We start from the raw sequence: 14,540 nt of genomic DNA, 5'->3' as shown, positions 1-14,540 counted from the left end.
AGCAGTACCTTCTCCCTGACATTAATAGTAAGGCATAAGCATTACAATATGTACGAACGGAAAGACGATGATCCAGCTGTCACAGCGGTCAAGAATGCCTCCATGACCAGGAAGCAGCGATCCTGAATCTTTGATACCGTACACCCGTTTATAGGCAGATTGTACAAGATCTCCGAGCTGACCAAGCACCGCGCAGGAAAGACCAATGAGCAGAGCCCGTCCGAGGGTTAACAGATCAGGAACGAAAATCGCAAAAACAATGGAAATCAGCATGGCGATCAAGACGCCACCCACTGCACCTTCCACAGTTTTGTTAGGGCTGATTGCAGGCCAAAGCTTATTCTTGCCAAAGCTTTTGCCCACAAAATACGCTCCGGCATCACTTCCCCAAATGCAGAAGAGCAGCAGGAAGGTCCAGAGCAAGCCATACCCGTCACTAGAAGACCGGGCCAAAGCCATATAGGAGAATCCCATGCCTATATAGATGATACCGGCAAACAGCAGCGCTGTGATCCGAATATCCATTTTATTTTTAGTGAAAACTGTGACCAACAGAAAGAGGAGCAGCAAGAGCCAAATCCCTTGTTCCCAGGACAATAATGCGGTCACTCCAAGCAAATTCCAAGGTATCATAAAAGCTGCAATCGCGCCATAACCGAGCAGAGCCGTACCGCCAAATGCTGGCGAACCGGTCATCTTCACGAACTCATAGTAGCCGATGAGAGCCATGCCGGCCAGCAATAGCTGGTACGACCAGCCTCCCAAAAGGCATAAACCCAAAAATATAGCTCCGGCAACGACACCGGTAATCAAGCGCTGCTTCAAAGGTCTCCATCTCCAATCAGGCTACTTCAGTCCACCGTAGCGGCGTGTACGCCGCTGATATTCGGCAACGGCCTGCAGCAAATGTTCTTTGTTAAATTCAGGCCAGTATGCATTCGTAAACCACAGTTCACTGTAGGCAAGCTGCCACAACATAAAATTACTAATTCTCATTTCTCCACTAGTGCGGATCAGGAGATCAGGATCAGGCAATCCGCCAGATAAAAGTCTGCTATCGATAAGTTCAGACGTAATGTCTTCCGGTTTTAGCACCCCTGCTTCTATATCCTTGCCCAAATTACGCATACAATCTGTAATTTCTTTTCTCCCCCCATAATTCAGGGCAAAATTCAAAATAAGTCCGGTATTGTTTTGGGTTCTGGCAACTGCTTCGTCCATCGCTTTGCGAGTATATGAAGGCAATGCATCGGCATCGCCCATGACACGTACCTGCACGTTTTTTTCGATCAATTCATCAAGTTCAATCGCCAAAAACTCTTCTGGCAGTCGCATCAAGAACTCAACTTCATCCTTGGGACGTTTCCAGTTTTCGGTTGAAAATGCGTACATCGTTAAATATTTAATACCCAGTTCATCTGCGGCAATGGTTGCTCGTTTGACGGCTTTCATCCCATTCTGGTGGCCGACAATTCGCGGCAAGCCGCGCCGTTTGGCCCAGCGTCCATTACCGTCCATAATTATCGCTACATGCAGGGGGATGTTATCCGGTGAAATCTCGACTGGCTGCTGCCTGTCTTTACGGCCCAACCACGCTTGAACCCGTTTGATCATTTCCGTTTCCTCCAAGCTCTTATCAGAAAGAGACAAACCCCACCAATGACGGAGGGGCCTTAATCTCTTGATTATCTTTAAACTTCCATAATCTCTTTTTCCTTGGACAAGAGCACTTTATCAACCTCGGCTATGAACTTGTCAGTAGCCTTTTGGATATCTTCCTGATGCCCATGGGATTCGTCTTCAGAAATTCCGTTTTTCTCCAGCTTCTTGATATCATCGTTAGCATCGCGGCGGATATTACGGATCGCTACTTTCGCATCTTCACCGAAGCGCTTGGTGAACTTCACCAGTTCTGCACGGCGCTCCTCAGTTAGTGGAGGGATGGACAGACGAATGATGGTGCCGTCATTAGCCGGCGTCAAGCCTAGATCAGATTTCATGATCGCACGCTCGATGTCGGACAACGAAGATTTGTCCCAAGGCTGAATCAACAGTGTCCGGGAGTCCGGTGTGCTGATATTCGCGAGCTGGTTCACCGGTGTAGGCGCACCATAATATTCTACCTGGATACGGTCCAAAAGCGCTGTAGAAGCACGGCCCGCACGCAATGTCGCCAAATCACGCTTCAGCGCCAGAATCGCTTTTTCCATACGCTCTTCGGCATTTTTCTTAATCGTTTGTGGCATTAATCTACACTCCCCTTCACAATCGTCCCGATCTTCTCACCAAGAACGACTCGTTTGATATTACCTTGTTCTGTAATGGCAAACACGATGAGCGGTATATTATTATCCATGCAGAGAGATGAAGCGGTGGAATCCATCACGCCAAGGTTCTTATTCAGTACATCCATGTAAGTGAGCTGCTCATACTTCTCAGCTGTACTGTCTTTGAAAGGATCGGCAGAGTATACACCATCCACTTTGTTCTTCGCCATCAGAATAACCTCTGCTTCAATTTCGGCTGCCCGCAATGCTGCAGTGGTATCTGTAGAGAAGAACGGATTTCCTGTACCTGCTGCGAAAATCACAACGCGGCCCTTCTCCAAATGACGGATCGCCCGACGGCGAATGTACGGCTCAGCAATCTGCTGCATTGAAATCGAAGTCTGTACACGTGTAGGCACATCGATTTGCTCAAGTGCGTCCTGCAAGGCAAGAGAATTCATCAATGTAGCCAGCATGCCCATATAATCGGCAGTTGCACGATCAATACCGCTTGCGCTGCCAGCGATTCCGCGCCAGATGTTGCCTCCGCCGCAGACGATGGCTACCTCTACTCCAAGCTCCACAACTTCTTTAACCTGTTCTGCGATGGAGTTAATCGTGTCGGCATCAATACCATATCCGTTTTGTCCCGCTAATGATTCACCGCTAACTTTAAGGACTACTCTCTTAAATACCGGCTGTTCCAATTGTATACCCTCACTTTCTTACAAAAGACGGAACACTTAGTGTACGTGTTCCGCTCTTTTGATGCTTGCCTTTATTCAATTCTCCCGGGTTACCCGGGGGACTAGATTATTGTTTAACTTGAGCCATAACTTCTTCAACGAAGTTATCAACTTTCTTTTCCAAACCTTCGCCCAGCTCATAACGTACAAAGCGACGGATGGAGATGTTTTCACCAATAGTGCTAACTTTTTCGTTCAGCAATTGGGAAATAGTTTTGTCAGGGTCTTTAACGAAGGTTTGCTCAAGCAAGCAGTATTCTTCATAGAACTTGCTGATGCGGCCTTCAACCATTTTCTCAACGATCTTCTCAGGCTTGCCTTCGTTCAGAGCTTGAGCCTTCAAGATTTCTTTTTCTTTCTCAACGTCTGCTTGTGGAACTTCTTCGCGACGTACATAAAGCGGGTTAGCTGCTGCGATTTGCATAGCGATATCGCGTGCGAACTCTTTGAAGGAATCTGTTTTACCAACGAAGTCAGTTTCACAGTTGATTTCTACGAGTACGCCAATACGGCCGCCAGCGTGGATGTAAGATTCTACAACGCCTTCAGTTGCAACACGTCCAGCTTTGCTAGCTGCTGCGGACAGACCTTTTTCACGAAGCAATTCAGCGGCTTTGGTGATGTCGTTGTTTGCTTCTTCAAGCGCCTTTTTGCAGTCCAACATACCTGCGCCTGTTCTTTCACGAAGCTCTTTTACTGCCTTTGCATCTACTGCCATTGATTATTCCCTCCAGATATGTTGTTGTTTTCTTGCCAATATCCTAAAAAAAGGGCAGTGAGAGGTTATCCACCTGCCAACCACCCTTTTCATTTAAGTTCTTGTTTATGTTGTAACCACTACTTAAGCTGTAGTTGTGTCTTCGCCTTGGTGAGCTTCCACAACAGCGTCAGCCATTTTACCAGTCAACAATTTAACAGCGCGGATCGCGTCGTCGTTACCTGGAATTACGTAGTCGATTTCGTCCGGATCACAGTTGGTATCAACGATAGCAACGATTGGAATACCCAATTTGCGAGCTTCCGCAACAGCGATACGCTCTTTACGCGGGTCAATGATGAACAACGCGCTAGGCAGACCTTTCATGTTCTTGATTCCGCCCAGGAATTTCTCAAGACGATCTTTCTCCTTGCGAAGAAGGATAACTTCTTTCTTAGGCAGAACTGCGAACGTACCGTCTTCTTCCCAAGCTTCCAATTTCTTCAGGCGATCAACACGCTTTTGAATAGTTTGGAAGTTAGTCAGAGTACCACCCAACCAACGTTGGTTGATGTAGAACATACCGGAACGCTCAGCTTCTTCTTTTACGGAATCTTGAGCTTGTTTCTTTGTTCCTACGAAAAGGATAGTGCCGTTGTCGCCAGCGACGCTCTTAACAAAGTTGTAAGCTTCCTCTACCTTTTTAACCGTTTTTTGCAGGTCAATAATGTAAATTCCGTTTCTTTCAGTGAAGATATAACGATCCATTTTTGGGTTCCAACGACGAGTCTGGTGACCGAAGTGTACCCCAGCTTCGAGAAGCTGCTTCATGGAGATTACTGCCATCTTCACACACCTCCTAATATTGGTTTATTGTGTGTCTCCTCCGCCATGTGTCATTTTTCGGCAAGACTTTCTTCGAAAGAAAGCACCGCTTGCCTGAAATCAACCGGCGTGTGTTTTAACACCGTTAATTAATATACCATAATTAAATACTGGTTGCAACGCCCAATTTGTAATTTTAGCAAGAAAGATGGATACTCCCGCATTTCAGGCAGCTTGATGACTGCCAGAACAGGATCTCCATCTTTCTACAAAATAATGCTATAGCTGCTTTATAACTCTACCAGCTCTACTTCTTCAGCGTAATCAGCTTTTCAATAATGGAGTCGATACTCTCACCCTTTTCAAAGCTGTAGGTACCATACTGGATCTTTGTGTTGATCTTGCGTTCCTTGGCTGATTTCAGAAAAGCCGCTTTATCTTTGACCGCACCCGACTGGGCCAGCAATTCAGCTGTTCTCGTCAAGGTGATCCCGCTTGGAATCCGCACAGTAACCACTTCTGGTGTGGGAGCCTTAGGCGCTTCAGGCTGTTCCGGCACGGCCGGAGCCCCGGTATTCTTCGGCTGCTGAGCAACCTTTTCTGCCGGCGGAGAAGGAACTGCAGGTGCAGAAGGTTCGGCAGCTTCCGGCGTAGCAACAGGCGACGGCACGGCCGCTGTAGCTGGTGCCGAAGGCGACGGTGAAGGCTCCAGAGCGGTTGGCATGCCCGTACTCACCGGTTCACTGCTACCCTCTTCAGCGGCCGGCTGTCCTTCCGTACTGCCAGGTTGAACTTCCGGTTCAGCCTCCACTGGCGTAAGTAGCTTGCCTGTTTCATCAGACACTTTCAAATTCAGCCGCGCCGCTCCCTTGAGCACCTGCTCTTTCGTGAGCGGCGCAGCGTTGCCAGAGATCATAACCTGTAACAGCAGCGCCCCGGCAACTAGGCCAGAGCCAAGTCCAAGTAGAAAGGAACGATTCTTCATCCTATCGATTCCTCCTGTTTGGCAAGCTGGAGAATCAGCTGCACCTCTCCCCGCTGAAGCCCTGCAGTCTTGGCTATGGAATCAATGGACTTGCCTTCCTCATGCAGTTCAAATATACGCGGATAACGCAGTTTAATGGAACTCACTGGCTTTGGTTTCGCTTCAGGCGGTGCCTCAACATGTTCTATGCTATTTGCAATAGTAGTAGTTTGAATAACCGCTTGATTTTCTATCGAAGTAGCCAATTGACGTACCGTTTCTGCTTCTGCATTCATTCTGGCTTCGAGCTGCTTGGAATGCTCCTGCTGCTCACTCAAAGCTCCTTGCAGATCCTTGATTTGCTCAGTCAGGGTCGCCTGATTGTTCTGAGACTGCTGCTTAATGCTGGTCACTAATTGAACCAACTCTTCATTCTCGCGCTCCATATCCGCCATGTAGAGCTCTAGCGCTGCCTCAGTCTCCTTAAGACTTTGCTGCTTCGTTTTCTTGCCCTCCCGGGCACGCGCCGGCATAATCAGGGCGTACACAATTGTGACAGCGCCCACCAGCACAATATAACCCCATGGTTGCAAGTGCCAAATCCCCTTTTGCTTAAAATAATAGTTGTTTATATAAGACAAATTTAAGATCCGAACATAAGACTCGTTGGTCAGTACGGTGGAATGTTTGGACTTCCGGGCGCTGTCGCTCCTACAGTTCCATACTTCCCCCTTCGTTCCTTCTCGCTTCTTGTTATTTTCTGTTGTTCGTCTTATATAATTATAGGCTCAAATCTATGCGACGCCCTTTGTACGGATGTTCGGCATCACGGCTTCCATCTGATTTGTGACCTTTCTCCTGCGAGGAATGCCCACCAGAGTTGTTGCCGCGTCCACCATCATCACGTAAGGCAGTCTCTGAAGAATCATCGACTTCCGCAGTGCGTTGAGTCATTTCCTGGCTTTGCTTAACATTCTGTGCAGCTAGCTGCTGCTGGTCTGCTGCAGGACGATGCTGAAGCTCGTTCTGAATTCTTCCCGCCTCTGTTGTCCGAGGCACAGCAATTTGCAACTCCACCGGTTTTAGACTCATGTCGACCCTCTTTTCACAAAATAAGAATTTGTAAATGGCCGGCCGCTGCTGCTGCCCGCCTGAGTTAGATATACGGCGTGATTGAGATATCCCCTTCGCTGTATGCGAAAACGACCCGCTCTGTAGGGTCTTTTACAAATCTGGTGTATCTGCCAATTACGATTTTGCAGCCTCCGTATATCGTCTTTACAGCCTCTACTCTGGCTCTACCCGTATCTTCTAGCATTCTCTCAATCTCAAGTACCCGGCCCTTAATTCTTGCCTCTTCCCGCTGATGGGATTGTTTGGTGGCATTGAGCTTGACACGAAGTGCTATTTTATCGGGAGACAGCTGACCGCTGTTCGCCAATTGATTCAGCAAATAAAGCGCCTTGGAGGTCTTATCGTCATTCTCAAGCAGCTGGCGTAACTGTTGACGAAGATCATTGATCTCATTTCTCAGCTCTGGCAATACGCCCACTTCAATGGCTGTTGCCGTCGACATCGTGTTACCGATTGTCCGTGCAACCACCCGCTCACCAGCTTGAACGGTTCCGCCGACAATTAGACCTTTCGTGCCATTGCAAATCACATCATGCCCTGCACGTATATCGGAATGCATAATGCTCTGTGAGACAATAACGTCTTCGCCTGCAGTCACATTACCATCCTGGATAAAGGACACTTTCACATTCTTACCAGCGCTAACATGTCCCTTGTGATAACCGATAATACCGCCCGTAATCTCAATGGAGCCCCCGGCGATTAGTTCCGCGCCTTCCACTCCGCCGACCACCCGAATATCGCCGTCCGATTTGACAGAGAACCCAGTGAGGACATTGCCGCGGATAACAACGGTACCCACAAAATCAATATTTCCGGTACTGTAATCTACGTCACCGTTGACTTCATACACCGGAAAAACATTGATTTTGCCTTTATCCGTAATCGTCACAAGACCATCAATTGCAGCATACATAGAAGTCTCTTCATTGCTGACCAGGACATTTTTACCCACTTTAAACTGGGCCTCACGCCCAGCTTTGAACGGTAGCTCTTCGCCCGTCACCATTTTGCCTGGTTTGCCAGCTAATGGAGGAATGGTCTTGGCGATCAGTTGGCCTTTACGGACATTCTGCAGCCGGACCAAATCTTTGTAGTCGACCTTGCCGTCAGCCTTCTCGGCAGGCCCACGGTCTTCCTCCATATCAATGGTAAGAACAACTCGTCCATCCGTACCATTCTCGGCGGAGTCTCCAATCGCAATAGGTACTCTATTGAAGAAATACTCCTCGGGATGAGTACTAATACGCTGGACAATATCCCGCTCAATACCATATCTGATATTATGACTGTGCAGAAAGGCCTCCAGATCTTCGATCGAACAGGAAAAATTCTCGTCTTTTTTGGAAAACTGGAGATAAGCAATGCCCTTGTCATCCGAGAAAGTAATGCTCAGGTACTGATTCAAAGCATAATGACCGATCAAATTATACTCCCCCTTGTCACCGTAGTACGGTTAATCGTTTTGCATAAGAAGATCCCGGCTTTTCTCCAGCGTACCCCTCAGCCGCAAAATGGCTTTAGAATGGAGCTGCGAAATCCTCGAGGGGGATAATGACATAACCTCGGCAATTTCGCTTAAAGACAAATCTTCATAATATAAAAGGGACACAACGGTCCGTTCTTTCACCGTTAGTTTCTCAATGCCTTTGGTAAGGGTCTCACGCAAATAAAATTCGTTTACCTTGCGATCCGGGTTCTTGGCCTTATCATCCACCAGGATGGACATTCGGGTCTCCGATTCTTCTTCGCGAATAGGGTCTTCCAGTGAGCAGAGTGACATAACGGCCACATCCTGCAGCATATTTTGAAATTCTTGCTCGCTAATGTTCAGGTATTGACTCATTTCTTCGTCCGTAACAGATCGTAAATATTTCTGTTCCATCTGCTGATAAGCATCCTCGATTTTTTTCGCTTTTTCCCGCACCGACCGGGGAACCCAGTCACTCTGGCGTAAAGAATCAAGGATCGCCCCACGCACCCGCCAGGAGGCATAGGTCTGGAACTGGAGCCCGCGCTTATAATCGAATTTTTCAATGGCATCAATCAACCCCATAACACCATTGCTCGCTAAGTCATCCTTGGAGACATTCTTGGGCAACCCCACAGCCAAACGGCTGGATACGTAATCTACAATATGGAGATAACTCTCAATCAGCTTTTTCTTCGCTTCAGGATCGCCTTGTTCTTTCCACTGCGCCCATAGCCCGTCTATCTCCGACTGAGAAGCTTTACGCTCGTTCAACAGCTTTCACCCTTCCCAAAGTTTAGTCAGTGTGCCCTGAATGAGGAACCGTACAGCTTGGCCGAATTCCGGTTCCTGCAGCACTACCTTATTCTTCCTTCAGGTGACGAACGGCCTTGGCCAATTCTTCAGGATCTTTCATGGTGACCAGCTTAGGTGGTTTTAGCGGAGTAAATCCTCCGTTATCCCCGTCCCCTACCGCCGGCTTTGGCATCAATAAACTCTTCAATTCCTCATCCTCATCCGGAGTGCTGATATTCAGTCTGGCACCCAGCGCTTCTTCGCCGTCCCCGCCAGCAGGGTCCGTGAGTTCTTCCGGTTCCGTCTGTTTCATCATAATACCCAATACCCATCTAAGAAGAAATGCAAGCAAGAACCAGGTAATAAATCCAAATGACCCTCGAATCAGGCTGGTCATTAGTAAATTATTCCCGTAAGTGACAAGGAAGGTAAGCACAAAGCCTACCACGCCAGACAGCAAATTTATCAAAATATTTCCAATCATGATTATATTTCCTTAGCGCCTTTTTGCACACTTCGGATATACAAGACTCCAGTGCTGCAGGCGATCTCTATCGTACGGCCATAATTGCCGCCGGTATCTTCAGCGATTAACGGAATGTTCAAAGCTTCAAGCGAATGCTTACAGGATTCCACATTACGAGGCCCGATCCTCATGGTGTCACTCCCTCCAGCAAAGGCAAACATTTGCGAGCCCCCCGCCATCTTGGCGACGATTCGGCTGCGAACCGCCCCAAGCGACAGCAGACGATTCAGCAGTTCTGGCACAGCTGTATCGGCGAACTTGGCGATATTGAGCTGCCCCTCCCTGGCAATTTCCGAGGAGGGCAGCATTACATGTGCCATGCCCGCTATCTTTTTGCCTGGATCATAGAGGGTCAATCCTACACAGGAGCCAAGTCCAGTTGTACGGATCAGACCCTCATTCCCGACATTAAGATCTGCCATGCCTACCTTTATGATGGTTTGTACATCAATCATTGTCGAAAGGAACTCCCAGAGATTTGAAGATTTTCGGGAACGATTCCGGATCGGGGATGAGGAAGAACTGCCCTTCGATCTCATCCTGCCCCTCTAGAAACGTCGTATCTATCAGCAAAGCATCATCCCCCATTTGTCCAAACTGTAGCAGCCCATAGCCCAGAATAGCACCGGCCATATCCATGGCCAGTGCCGGCACCGTCGGGTACATCGTGAGTGAAGTGAAGTCGGCTAGCGAGGACAGATAGGAACCTGCCAAAATGTTACCGATCTCGTTCAATGCGGATAATTCCATCTCGCTCAATTCTTCCCCACCAGACAGCTCGATCCCTGCCACACGACTGAGCAGATTGACGGCGGCTTCCGGTGTAAGAATGAAGAACAGATTGCCAGGTGCTTCACCTTCGACCCGCAGGAATACGGCATATACCAATTCTTCGGCTCCGCCCACTTTTTCAGTAATTTCCTCAAAATTGAGCAGTTGGACCTTTGGTACGGCCATATCAATCGGTTTACCCAGCAGCTGGGATAACGCGGTGGCAGCGTTCCCAGCTCCGATATTCCCGACTTCCTTGAGCACATCCATTTTGAAATCCTTGAAGTTTTTGAACAACTCCACTGGTTAGCCCTCCAGGCCTTCCAATTGTACGATTTCGCTCTTGTTGAGCACCTCGGACAAATTGAGCATGATCAGCAGACGGTCTTCCCCGATTTTGGCCACCCCGTCCAAGTACTTGGCTTTGATGCCACCCACAACATCGGGAGGTGTATCAATGGAATCCCGGTTAAGGTCAATGACATCATTGGCGGAATCTACGATAAAGCCTACTTCCATCTCGTTCACAGCTACTATAATCACTCTAGTCTGGTCCGTATGCTCGGCCTCGGCAATGCCGAAGCGACCGCGAAGATCAATAACAGGGATAACTACCCCACGCAAATTGATTACTCCCTTGATAAAAGAATACGTCTTTGGCACACGTGTAATCGGCATCATACGCTCGATAGTCTGTACCTTATCCACTTCAATGCCGTATTCTTCGGTACCTAGTTTGAACACTATCACTTTAATATCTTCAGCCATGGAATGAACCTCCCTGTTCTATCCTAGTTATTTAATAAAAGCGTTCGGATCAATAATGAGTGCAACCTGTCCGTCACCAAGAATCGTAGCGCCGGAGATACCTTGAATCTCTGGCAGATATTTGCCGAGATTCTTGATTACAATCTCGTTCTGCCCGATAAAGTCTTCTACCGCTAGAGCCACGAGGCGTTCTCCCTTACGAACTACAACGATCTCCGTCTCTTCCTCGGTACTCTCATCATAATCAGGTATGGAGAATAAACGACTCAAGGAAACAAGCGGAATATGGCTGCCTCGGAACTCCAGCATTTTGTTACCATGAATGGTGCGAATTTGAGATTGCTTAATGATGCCCGTCTCTACAATCGAGGACAACGGAATCGCATACTTCTCCGATCCGAGCTTAATCATCATTGCCGCAATGATCGAAAGTGTAAGTGGAAGCTGTACCGAGAAGTTAGTTCCTTTACCCGGTGTGGAGTAAATGGTAACATTGCCGCCCAGCGCAGTAATTTTGGCTTTAACAACGTCTAGTCCCACGCCACGTCCGGAAACGTCGGAGATGACTTCCGCCGTACTGAAGCCCGGGGCGAACAACATTTGATAAGCTTCTTCATCCGTCTTGCTTGCCGCTTGCTCTTGGGTAAGAATCCCTTTCTTAACAGCAGACTTAAGGACGTTCTCAGGGATAATCCCTCTTCCATCCTCTTCAATCTCAATAAATACATGGTTACCGCTATGGAATGCACGCAGGTTAACCGTTCCAGTCTCCGGCTTACCAGCAGCAATCCGGTCAGCAACAGATTCGATCCCATGGTCAACGGCATTGCGTAGTAAATGCACGAGCGGATCGCCGATTTCATCAATGACGGTTCTATCCATCTCGGTCTCGGCACCAGTAATAACAAGATCAACTTTCTTGTCCAATGATTTAGCAAGGTCGCGAATCATCCGCGGGAACCGGTTGAATACAGTATCCACCGGCACCATGCGCAGCTTCATTACAATATTTTGCAAATCGGCGCTAACTCGGCTCATATGCTCTACTGTTTCAGTAAGATCACCGCTTTGTATTTCCGAAGCCAACTGTTCCAAACGGACGCGGTCAATAAGAAGTTCACTGAACAGGTTCATCAAGACATCCAGACGTTCAATATCCACGCGGATGGTCCGTGACGGCGTACCTCCCGTTCGACCAGCGGCTGGTGACTTGGCTCCTTCCTCTTTAGCAGCCACTTTTGGTGCTGGAGTGGAAGCAGCAGTTGGCGGGGAAGGGGCTTCCACAGCCACTGCTACCTCAGATGCAGCGGCAGCCACTTCGGATGCGGCCGCGGCTACATCCTGACCAAGCTGATGCAAGGATTCTTGATCCAGCGCAACAGCAGTTACCTTGTCAATTTCCGACAGGTTCAGGATCATGGCCTGAATTTCACTAGCATCCTTTTGGGTTATGTAATAAAGCGAAAAGCTGTGATCAAATTTTTCCTGCTCAATATCTTGAACGGAAGGGAAGGATTTAACGACTTCACCGGAACGTTCCAAGAGATCAAACACCATGTAAGAGCGTACCGCTTTAAGCTGACAATCTTCACGAATTGTAACCTCTACGAACATGACCTTATGGCCTTCCTGAATAGACTGCTCCAGGACTGAGAACTGGAACTCATCCAGATGTATCGGAGTCTCAGCCTGCTTAGAAGCAGCCGGAGCATTTCCAGCCGCTGCCCCACCCGCAGTAGGAATTTCGCCGCGAACTATGGCCTGAAGATCGGCTACGATGCTAGAGACATCAGCTCTACCTTCTCCGCCCCCAGTAATGTCCTGAACCATGGATTCTAAGGCATCTAGACTTTTAAACAAGGTGTCAAAAATGAAATCCTGCATCTTCAGCTTGTTGTTGCGCACCAAATCAAGCACGTTCTCCATTTGGTGAGTAAGTGAAGCCAAATCCTCAAAGCCCATAGTTGCCGCCATACCTTTTAAGGTATGGGCAGAGCGGAAGATTACCTGTACGATACTCAGATCCTCAGGATTTGCTTCCAACCCCATCATATTTTCGTTCAATGACTGCAGATGATCATTTGACTCATCAATAAACATGGATAAATACTGATTCATGTCCATAAGCGGGTACCTCCCCTTCGAGTTCGCTTTTCCGTTAATTAACGGCTTGCACCAGTCTTGGAGCTATTTCCTGCAAAGGCAGGATATGTCTAACGCACTGCAGTTCAACCGCAGAGCGTGGCATTCCATATACAACGCAGGTCTCTTCACTCTCGGCAAAGGTTGAAGAAACGCCTGAGTCATGGAGAGCCTTCATCATTCGTGCTCCATCACTTCCCATCCCTGTCATGAGTACAGCATGACGTTCCAGCGACGTAAGCGGAAGCAAGGATTCAAATAATGTATCTACAGATGGCCGATGGCCATTGCGAGCCTCTTCCTTTGTAAGTGAAAGGGTATATTGCCCGCTGGCAGTTGGAACAACCTTCATGTGATAGCCACCCGGGGCGATATACGCGGCCCCCTGCCGCAATATCATACCCTGCTCCGCCTCCGCTACTTCCAGCGGACTGAAGGTATTGAGCCGCTGTGCCAGCGATTTCGTGAAGTTAGGCGGCATATGCTGCACAATCACGATCGGAGCCGGGAAATCGGCCGGAATGTTCTCTAGCAGTGCCTTCAAAGCTCGCGGCCCACCTGTTGAACAACCTACAGCGACGATTTTGCATAATCCTTTTGCAGAAGTGGATCTCCGATCTGTGCTCGTGGCGCCAGTCACCGCTACTGGTTCTGCAATGGCTTCCGATTGTGAACGGAGTGCATGTATAGACTCGCGCTCTAATTTGAGGCGATTCCTGAACTTCTCGGAGGCAGGCTTGGGAGAAGCTGGTGGCGGAAGAACCGCCTTCTTTGTAGCTTTGTTCTCCGGCGCAACCTTTTTCTGTATAGGCTTGGCTGTGCCCAGCACCTCTGCAGGCTTAATCCGCCTCTCTGCTTCGGCAGGCTTACTTGTCGTTAACTCAGTTTTTGGAACATGAAGCTCCAGATTCTTTCTAACATCCTGTATGCTTGGTTTAATGATCTGCGGCGCTACAGGCTCAATAGGTGTAACTTCGATGGCTTGAATAGCTGTCTCTCTGACTTGTCTCTGATGTCGGGCCAGCATCGCTTCCTTCATCTGCTCACGCAGCGATTCCCCAACAGTGATGATATCCTGCGAACTGGAAATCGATGGCTTGCGAATAAAGTCGAAGGCGCCCCACTCCAGAGCAAGAATGGTCTCCTTCATGCCTTCCTCGTTGATGCCTGACAGCATAATTACGGGAAGCGGACGCTCGGCCATGATTATTTTCAGCGCTTCCAGGCCGTTCATTTCCGGCATTTCCACATCCATGGTCACAAGGTCTGGGCATAGCTCGTTTACCTTTTCAATCGCCTCACGGCCATTGGCTGCGGTTGCCGTTACCTGAAAGTCAGCATCGTTTTCAATCAAATCGGAAATGATCTTGCGCATAAATGCAGAATCATCAACAACCAAAACTTTATATGGCTTCATATCATTTCCACCTCTGT

At 48.4% G+C, this 14,540-nt stretch carries 17 protein-coding genes; all 17 read right to left on the bottom strand.

Annotated features, from left to right (window positions below):
• Positions 1 to 21: 21 nt before the first annotated feature.
• Positions 22 to 825, bottom strand: coding sequence for a phosphatidate cytidylyltransferase (locus ACFORK_RS06360; protein ID WP_379196777.1), 804 nt, complete (start codon positions 823 to 825; stop codon positions 22 to 24).
• Between the two features lie 21 nt (positions 826 to 846).
• Positions 847 to 1,614 carry an undecaprenyl pyrophosphate synthase gene (locus tag ACFORK_RS06355; protein WP_379196775.1) on the bottom strand — a complete coding sequence of 256 codons (768 nt, stop codon included), beginning with the start codon at positions 1,612 to 1,614 and terminating at the stop codon, positions 847 to 849.
• Between the two features lie 77 nt (positions 1,615 to 1,691).
• Positions 1,692 to 2,246 carry a ribosome recycling factor gene (frr, locus tag ACFORK_RS06350; protein ID WP_379196773.1) on the bottom strand — a complete coding sequence of 185 codons (555 nt, stop codon included), beginning with the start codon at positions 2,244 to 2,246 and terminating at the stop codon, positions 1,692 to 1,694.
• Entirely contained in the window at positions 2,246 to 2,974 is a 729-nt protein-coding gene (gene pyrH / locus ACFORK_RS06345) for a UMP kinase (protein WP_379196771.1), read from the bottom strand. The genes frr and pyrH overlap by 1 nt, the downstream gene beginning before the upstream one ends.
• Positions 2,975 to 3,080: 106 nt before the next feature.
• On the bottom strand, positions 3,081 to 3,731 hold the full coding sequence (gene tsf / locus ACFORK_RS06340) for a translation elongation factor Ts (protein WP_379196769.1): 651 nt from the start codon (positions 3,729 to 3,731) through the stop codon (positions 3,081 to 3,083).
• A gap of 123 nt (positions 3,732 to 3,854) precedes the next feature.
• Positions 3,855 to 4,556: a 30S ribosomal protein S2 gene (gene rpsB, locus ACFORK_RS06335; RefSeq protein WP_066362087.1), complete on the bottom strand. Its 702-nt coding sequence runs from the start codon at positions 4,554 to 4,556 to the stop codon at positions 3,855 to 3,857.
• A gap of 286 nt (positions 4,557 to 4,842) precedes the next feature.
• Positions 4,843 to 5,520 (bottom strand): hypothetical protein, encoded by a 678-nt coding sequence (locus tag ACFORK_RS06330; protein ID WP_379196766.1) that lies wholly within the window; start codon positions 5,518 to 5,520, stop codon positions 4,843 to 4,845.
• Positions 5,517 to 6,092 carry a hypothetical protein gene (locus ACFORK_RS06325; protein WP_379196764.1) on the bottom strand — a complete coding sequence of 192 codons (576 nt, stop codon included), beginning with the start codon at positions 6,090 to 6,092 and terminating at the stop codon, positions 5,517 to 5,519. Before ACFORK_RS06325 ends, ACFORK_RS06330 begins: the two co-directional genes overlap by 4 nt.
• Before the next feature lie 187 nt (positions 6,093 to 6,279).
• Positions 6,280 to 6,591: a hypothetical protein gene (locus ACFORK_RS06320; protein ID WP_379196762.1), complete on the bottom strand. Its 312-nt coding sequence runs from the start codon at positions 6,589 to 6,591 to the stop codon at positions 6,280 to 6,282.
• A 64-nt stretch (positions 6,592 to 6,655) separates the two neighbouring features.
• Positions 6,656 to 8,059, bottom strand: a complete 1,404-nt coding sequence (locus ACFORK_RS06315) for a flagellar assembly protein A (RefSeq protein ID WP_379196760.1) — start codon at positions 8,057 to 8,059, stop codon at positions 6,656 to 6,658.
• A gap of 30 nt (positions 8,060 to 8,089) precedes the next feature.
• Positions 8,090 to 8,878 (bottom strand): FliA/WhiG family RNA polymerase sigma factor, encoded by a 789-nt coding sequence (locus ACFORK_RS06310; protein WP_379196758.1) that lies wholly within the window; start codon positions 8,876 to 8,878, stop codon positions 8,090 to 8,092.
• Positions 8,879 to 8,966: 88 nt separating this feature from the next.
• Positions 8,967 to 9,383 carry a hypothetical protein gene (locus tag ACFORK_RS06305; protein ID WP_379196756.1) on the bottom strand — a complete coding sequence of 139 codons (417 nt, stop codon included), beginning with the start codon at positions 9,381 to 9,383 and terminating at the stop codon, positions 8,967 to 8,969.
• 2 nt (positions 9,384 to 9,385) lie between these two features.
• Entirely contained in the window at positions 9,386 to 9,880 is a 495-nt protein-coding gene (locus ACFORK_RS06300) for a chemotaxis protein CheD (RefSeq protein ID WP_379196754.1), read from the bottom strand.
• Positions 9,873 to 10,466: a chemotaxis protein CheC gene (locus ACFORK_RS06295; protein ID WP_379197146.1), complete on the bottom strand. Its 594-nt coding sequence runs from the start codon at positions 10,464 to 10,466 to the stop codon at positions 9,873 to 9,875. The genes ACFORK_RS06300 and ACFORK_RS06295 overlap by 8 nt, the downstream gene beginning before the upstream one ends.
• A 36-nt stretch (positions 10,467 to 10,502) precedes the next feature.
• On the bottom strand, positions 10,503 to 10,964 hold the full coding sequence (locus tag ACFORK_RS06290; RefSeq protein WP_379196752.1) for a chemotaxis protein CheW: 462 nt from the start codon (positions 10,962 to 10,964) through the stop codon (positions 10,503 to 10,505).
• Between the two features lie 27 nt (positions 10,965 to 10,991).
• Positions 10,992 to 13,088: a chemotaxis protein CheW gene (locus tag ACFORK_RS06285; RefSeq protein ID WP_379196750.1), complete on the bottom strand. Its 2,097-nt coding sequence runs from the start codon at positions 13,086 to 13,088 to the stop codon at positions 10,992 to 10,994.
• Between the two features lie 34 nt (positions 13,089 to 13,122).
• Positions 13,123 to 14,523, bottom strand: coding sequence for a protein-glutamate methylesterase/protein-glutamine glutaminase (locus ACFORK_RS06280; protein WP_379196748.1), 1,401 nt, complete (start codon positions 14,521 to 14,523; stop codon positions 13,123 to 13,125).
• Positions 14,524 to 14,540 lie beyond the last annotated feature (17 nt).

Origin of the sequence: Paenibacillus sp. GCM10012306 (assembly GCF_042649265.1) — a bacterium.
Taxonomy (GTDB): Bacteria; Bacillota; Bacilli; order Paenibacillales; family Paenibacillaceae; genus Paenibacillus_AQ.
The sequence above is the reverse complement of the archived record's forward strand: the minus strand, read 5'-3'. Positions and strand labels throughout refer to the sequence as shown.

Excerpts from the sequence above, each read along its gene's own strand:
- ACFORK_RS06355 (WP_379196775.1), bottom strand. The coding sequence starts at position 1,614 with ATGATCAAACGGGTTCAAGCGTGGTTGGGCCGTAAAGACAGGCAGCAG.
- frr (WP_379196773.1), bottom strand. The coding sequence starts at position 2,246 with ATGCCACAAACGATTAAGAAAAATGCCGAAGAGCGTATGGAAAAAGCG.
- tsf (WP_379196769.1), bottom strand. The coding sequence starts at position 3,731 with ATGGCAGTAGATGCAAAGGCAGTAAAAGAGCTTCGTGAAAGAACAGGC.
- rpsB (WP_066362087.1), bottom strand. The coding sequence starts at position 4,556 with ATGGCAGTAATCTCCATGAAGCAGCTTCTCGAAGCTGGGGTACACTTC.
- ACFORK_RS06330 (WP_379196766.1), bottom strand. The coding sequence starts at position 5,520 with ATGAAGAATCGTTCCTTTCTACTTGGACTTGGCTCTGGCCTAGTTGCC.
- ACFORK_RS06320 (WP_379196762.1), bottom strand. The coding sequence starts at position 6,591 with ATGAGTCTAAAACCGGTGGAGTTGCAAATTGCTGTGCCTCGGACAACA.
- ACFORK_RS06305 (WP_379196756.1), bottom strand. The coding sequence starts at position 9,383 with ATGATTGGAAATATTTTGATAAATTTGCTGTCTGGCGTGGTAGGCTTT.
- ACFORK_RS06300 (WP_379196754.1), bottom strand. The coding sequence starts at position 9,880 with ATGATTGATGTACAAACCATCATAAAGGTAGGCATGGCAGATCTTAAT.
- ACFORK_RS06295 (WP_379197146.1), bottom strand. The coding sequence starts at position 10,466 with ATGGATGTGCTCAAGGAAGTCGGGAATATCGGAGCTGGGAACGCTGCC.
- ACFORK_RS06290 (WP_379196752.1), bottom strand. The coding sequence starts at position 10,964 with ATGGCTGAAGATATTAAAGTGATAGTGTTCAAACTAGGTACCGAAGAA.
- ACFORK_RS06285 (WP_379196750.1), bottom strand. The coding sequence starts at position 13,088 with ATGGACATGAATCAGTATTTATCCATGTTTATTGATGAGTCAAATGAT.
- ACFORK_RS06280 (WP_379196748.1), bottom strand. The coding sequence starts at position 14,523 with ATGAAGCCATATAAAGTTTTGGTTGTTGATGATTCTGCATTTATGCGC.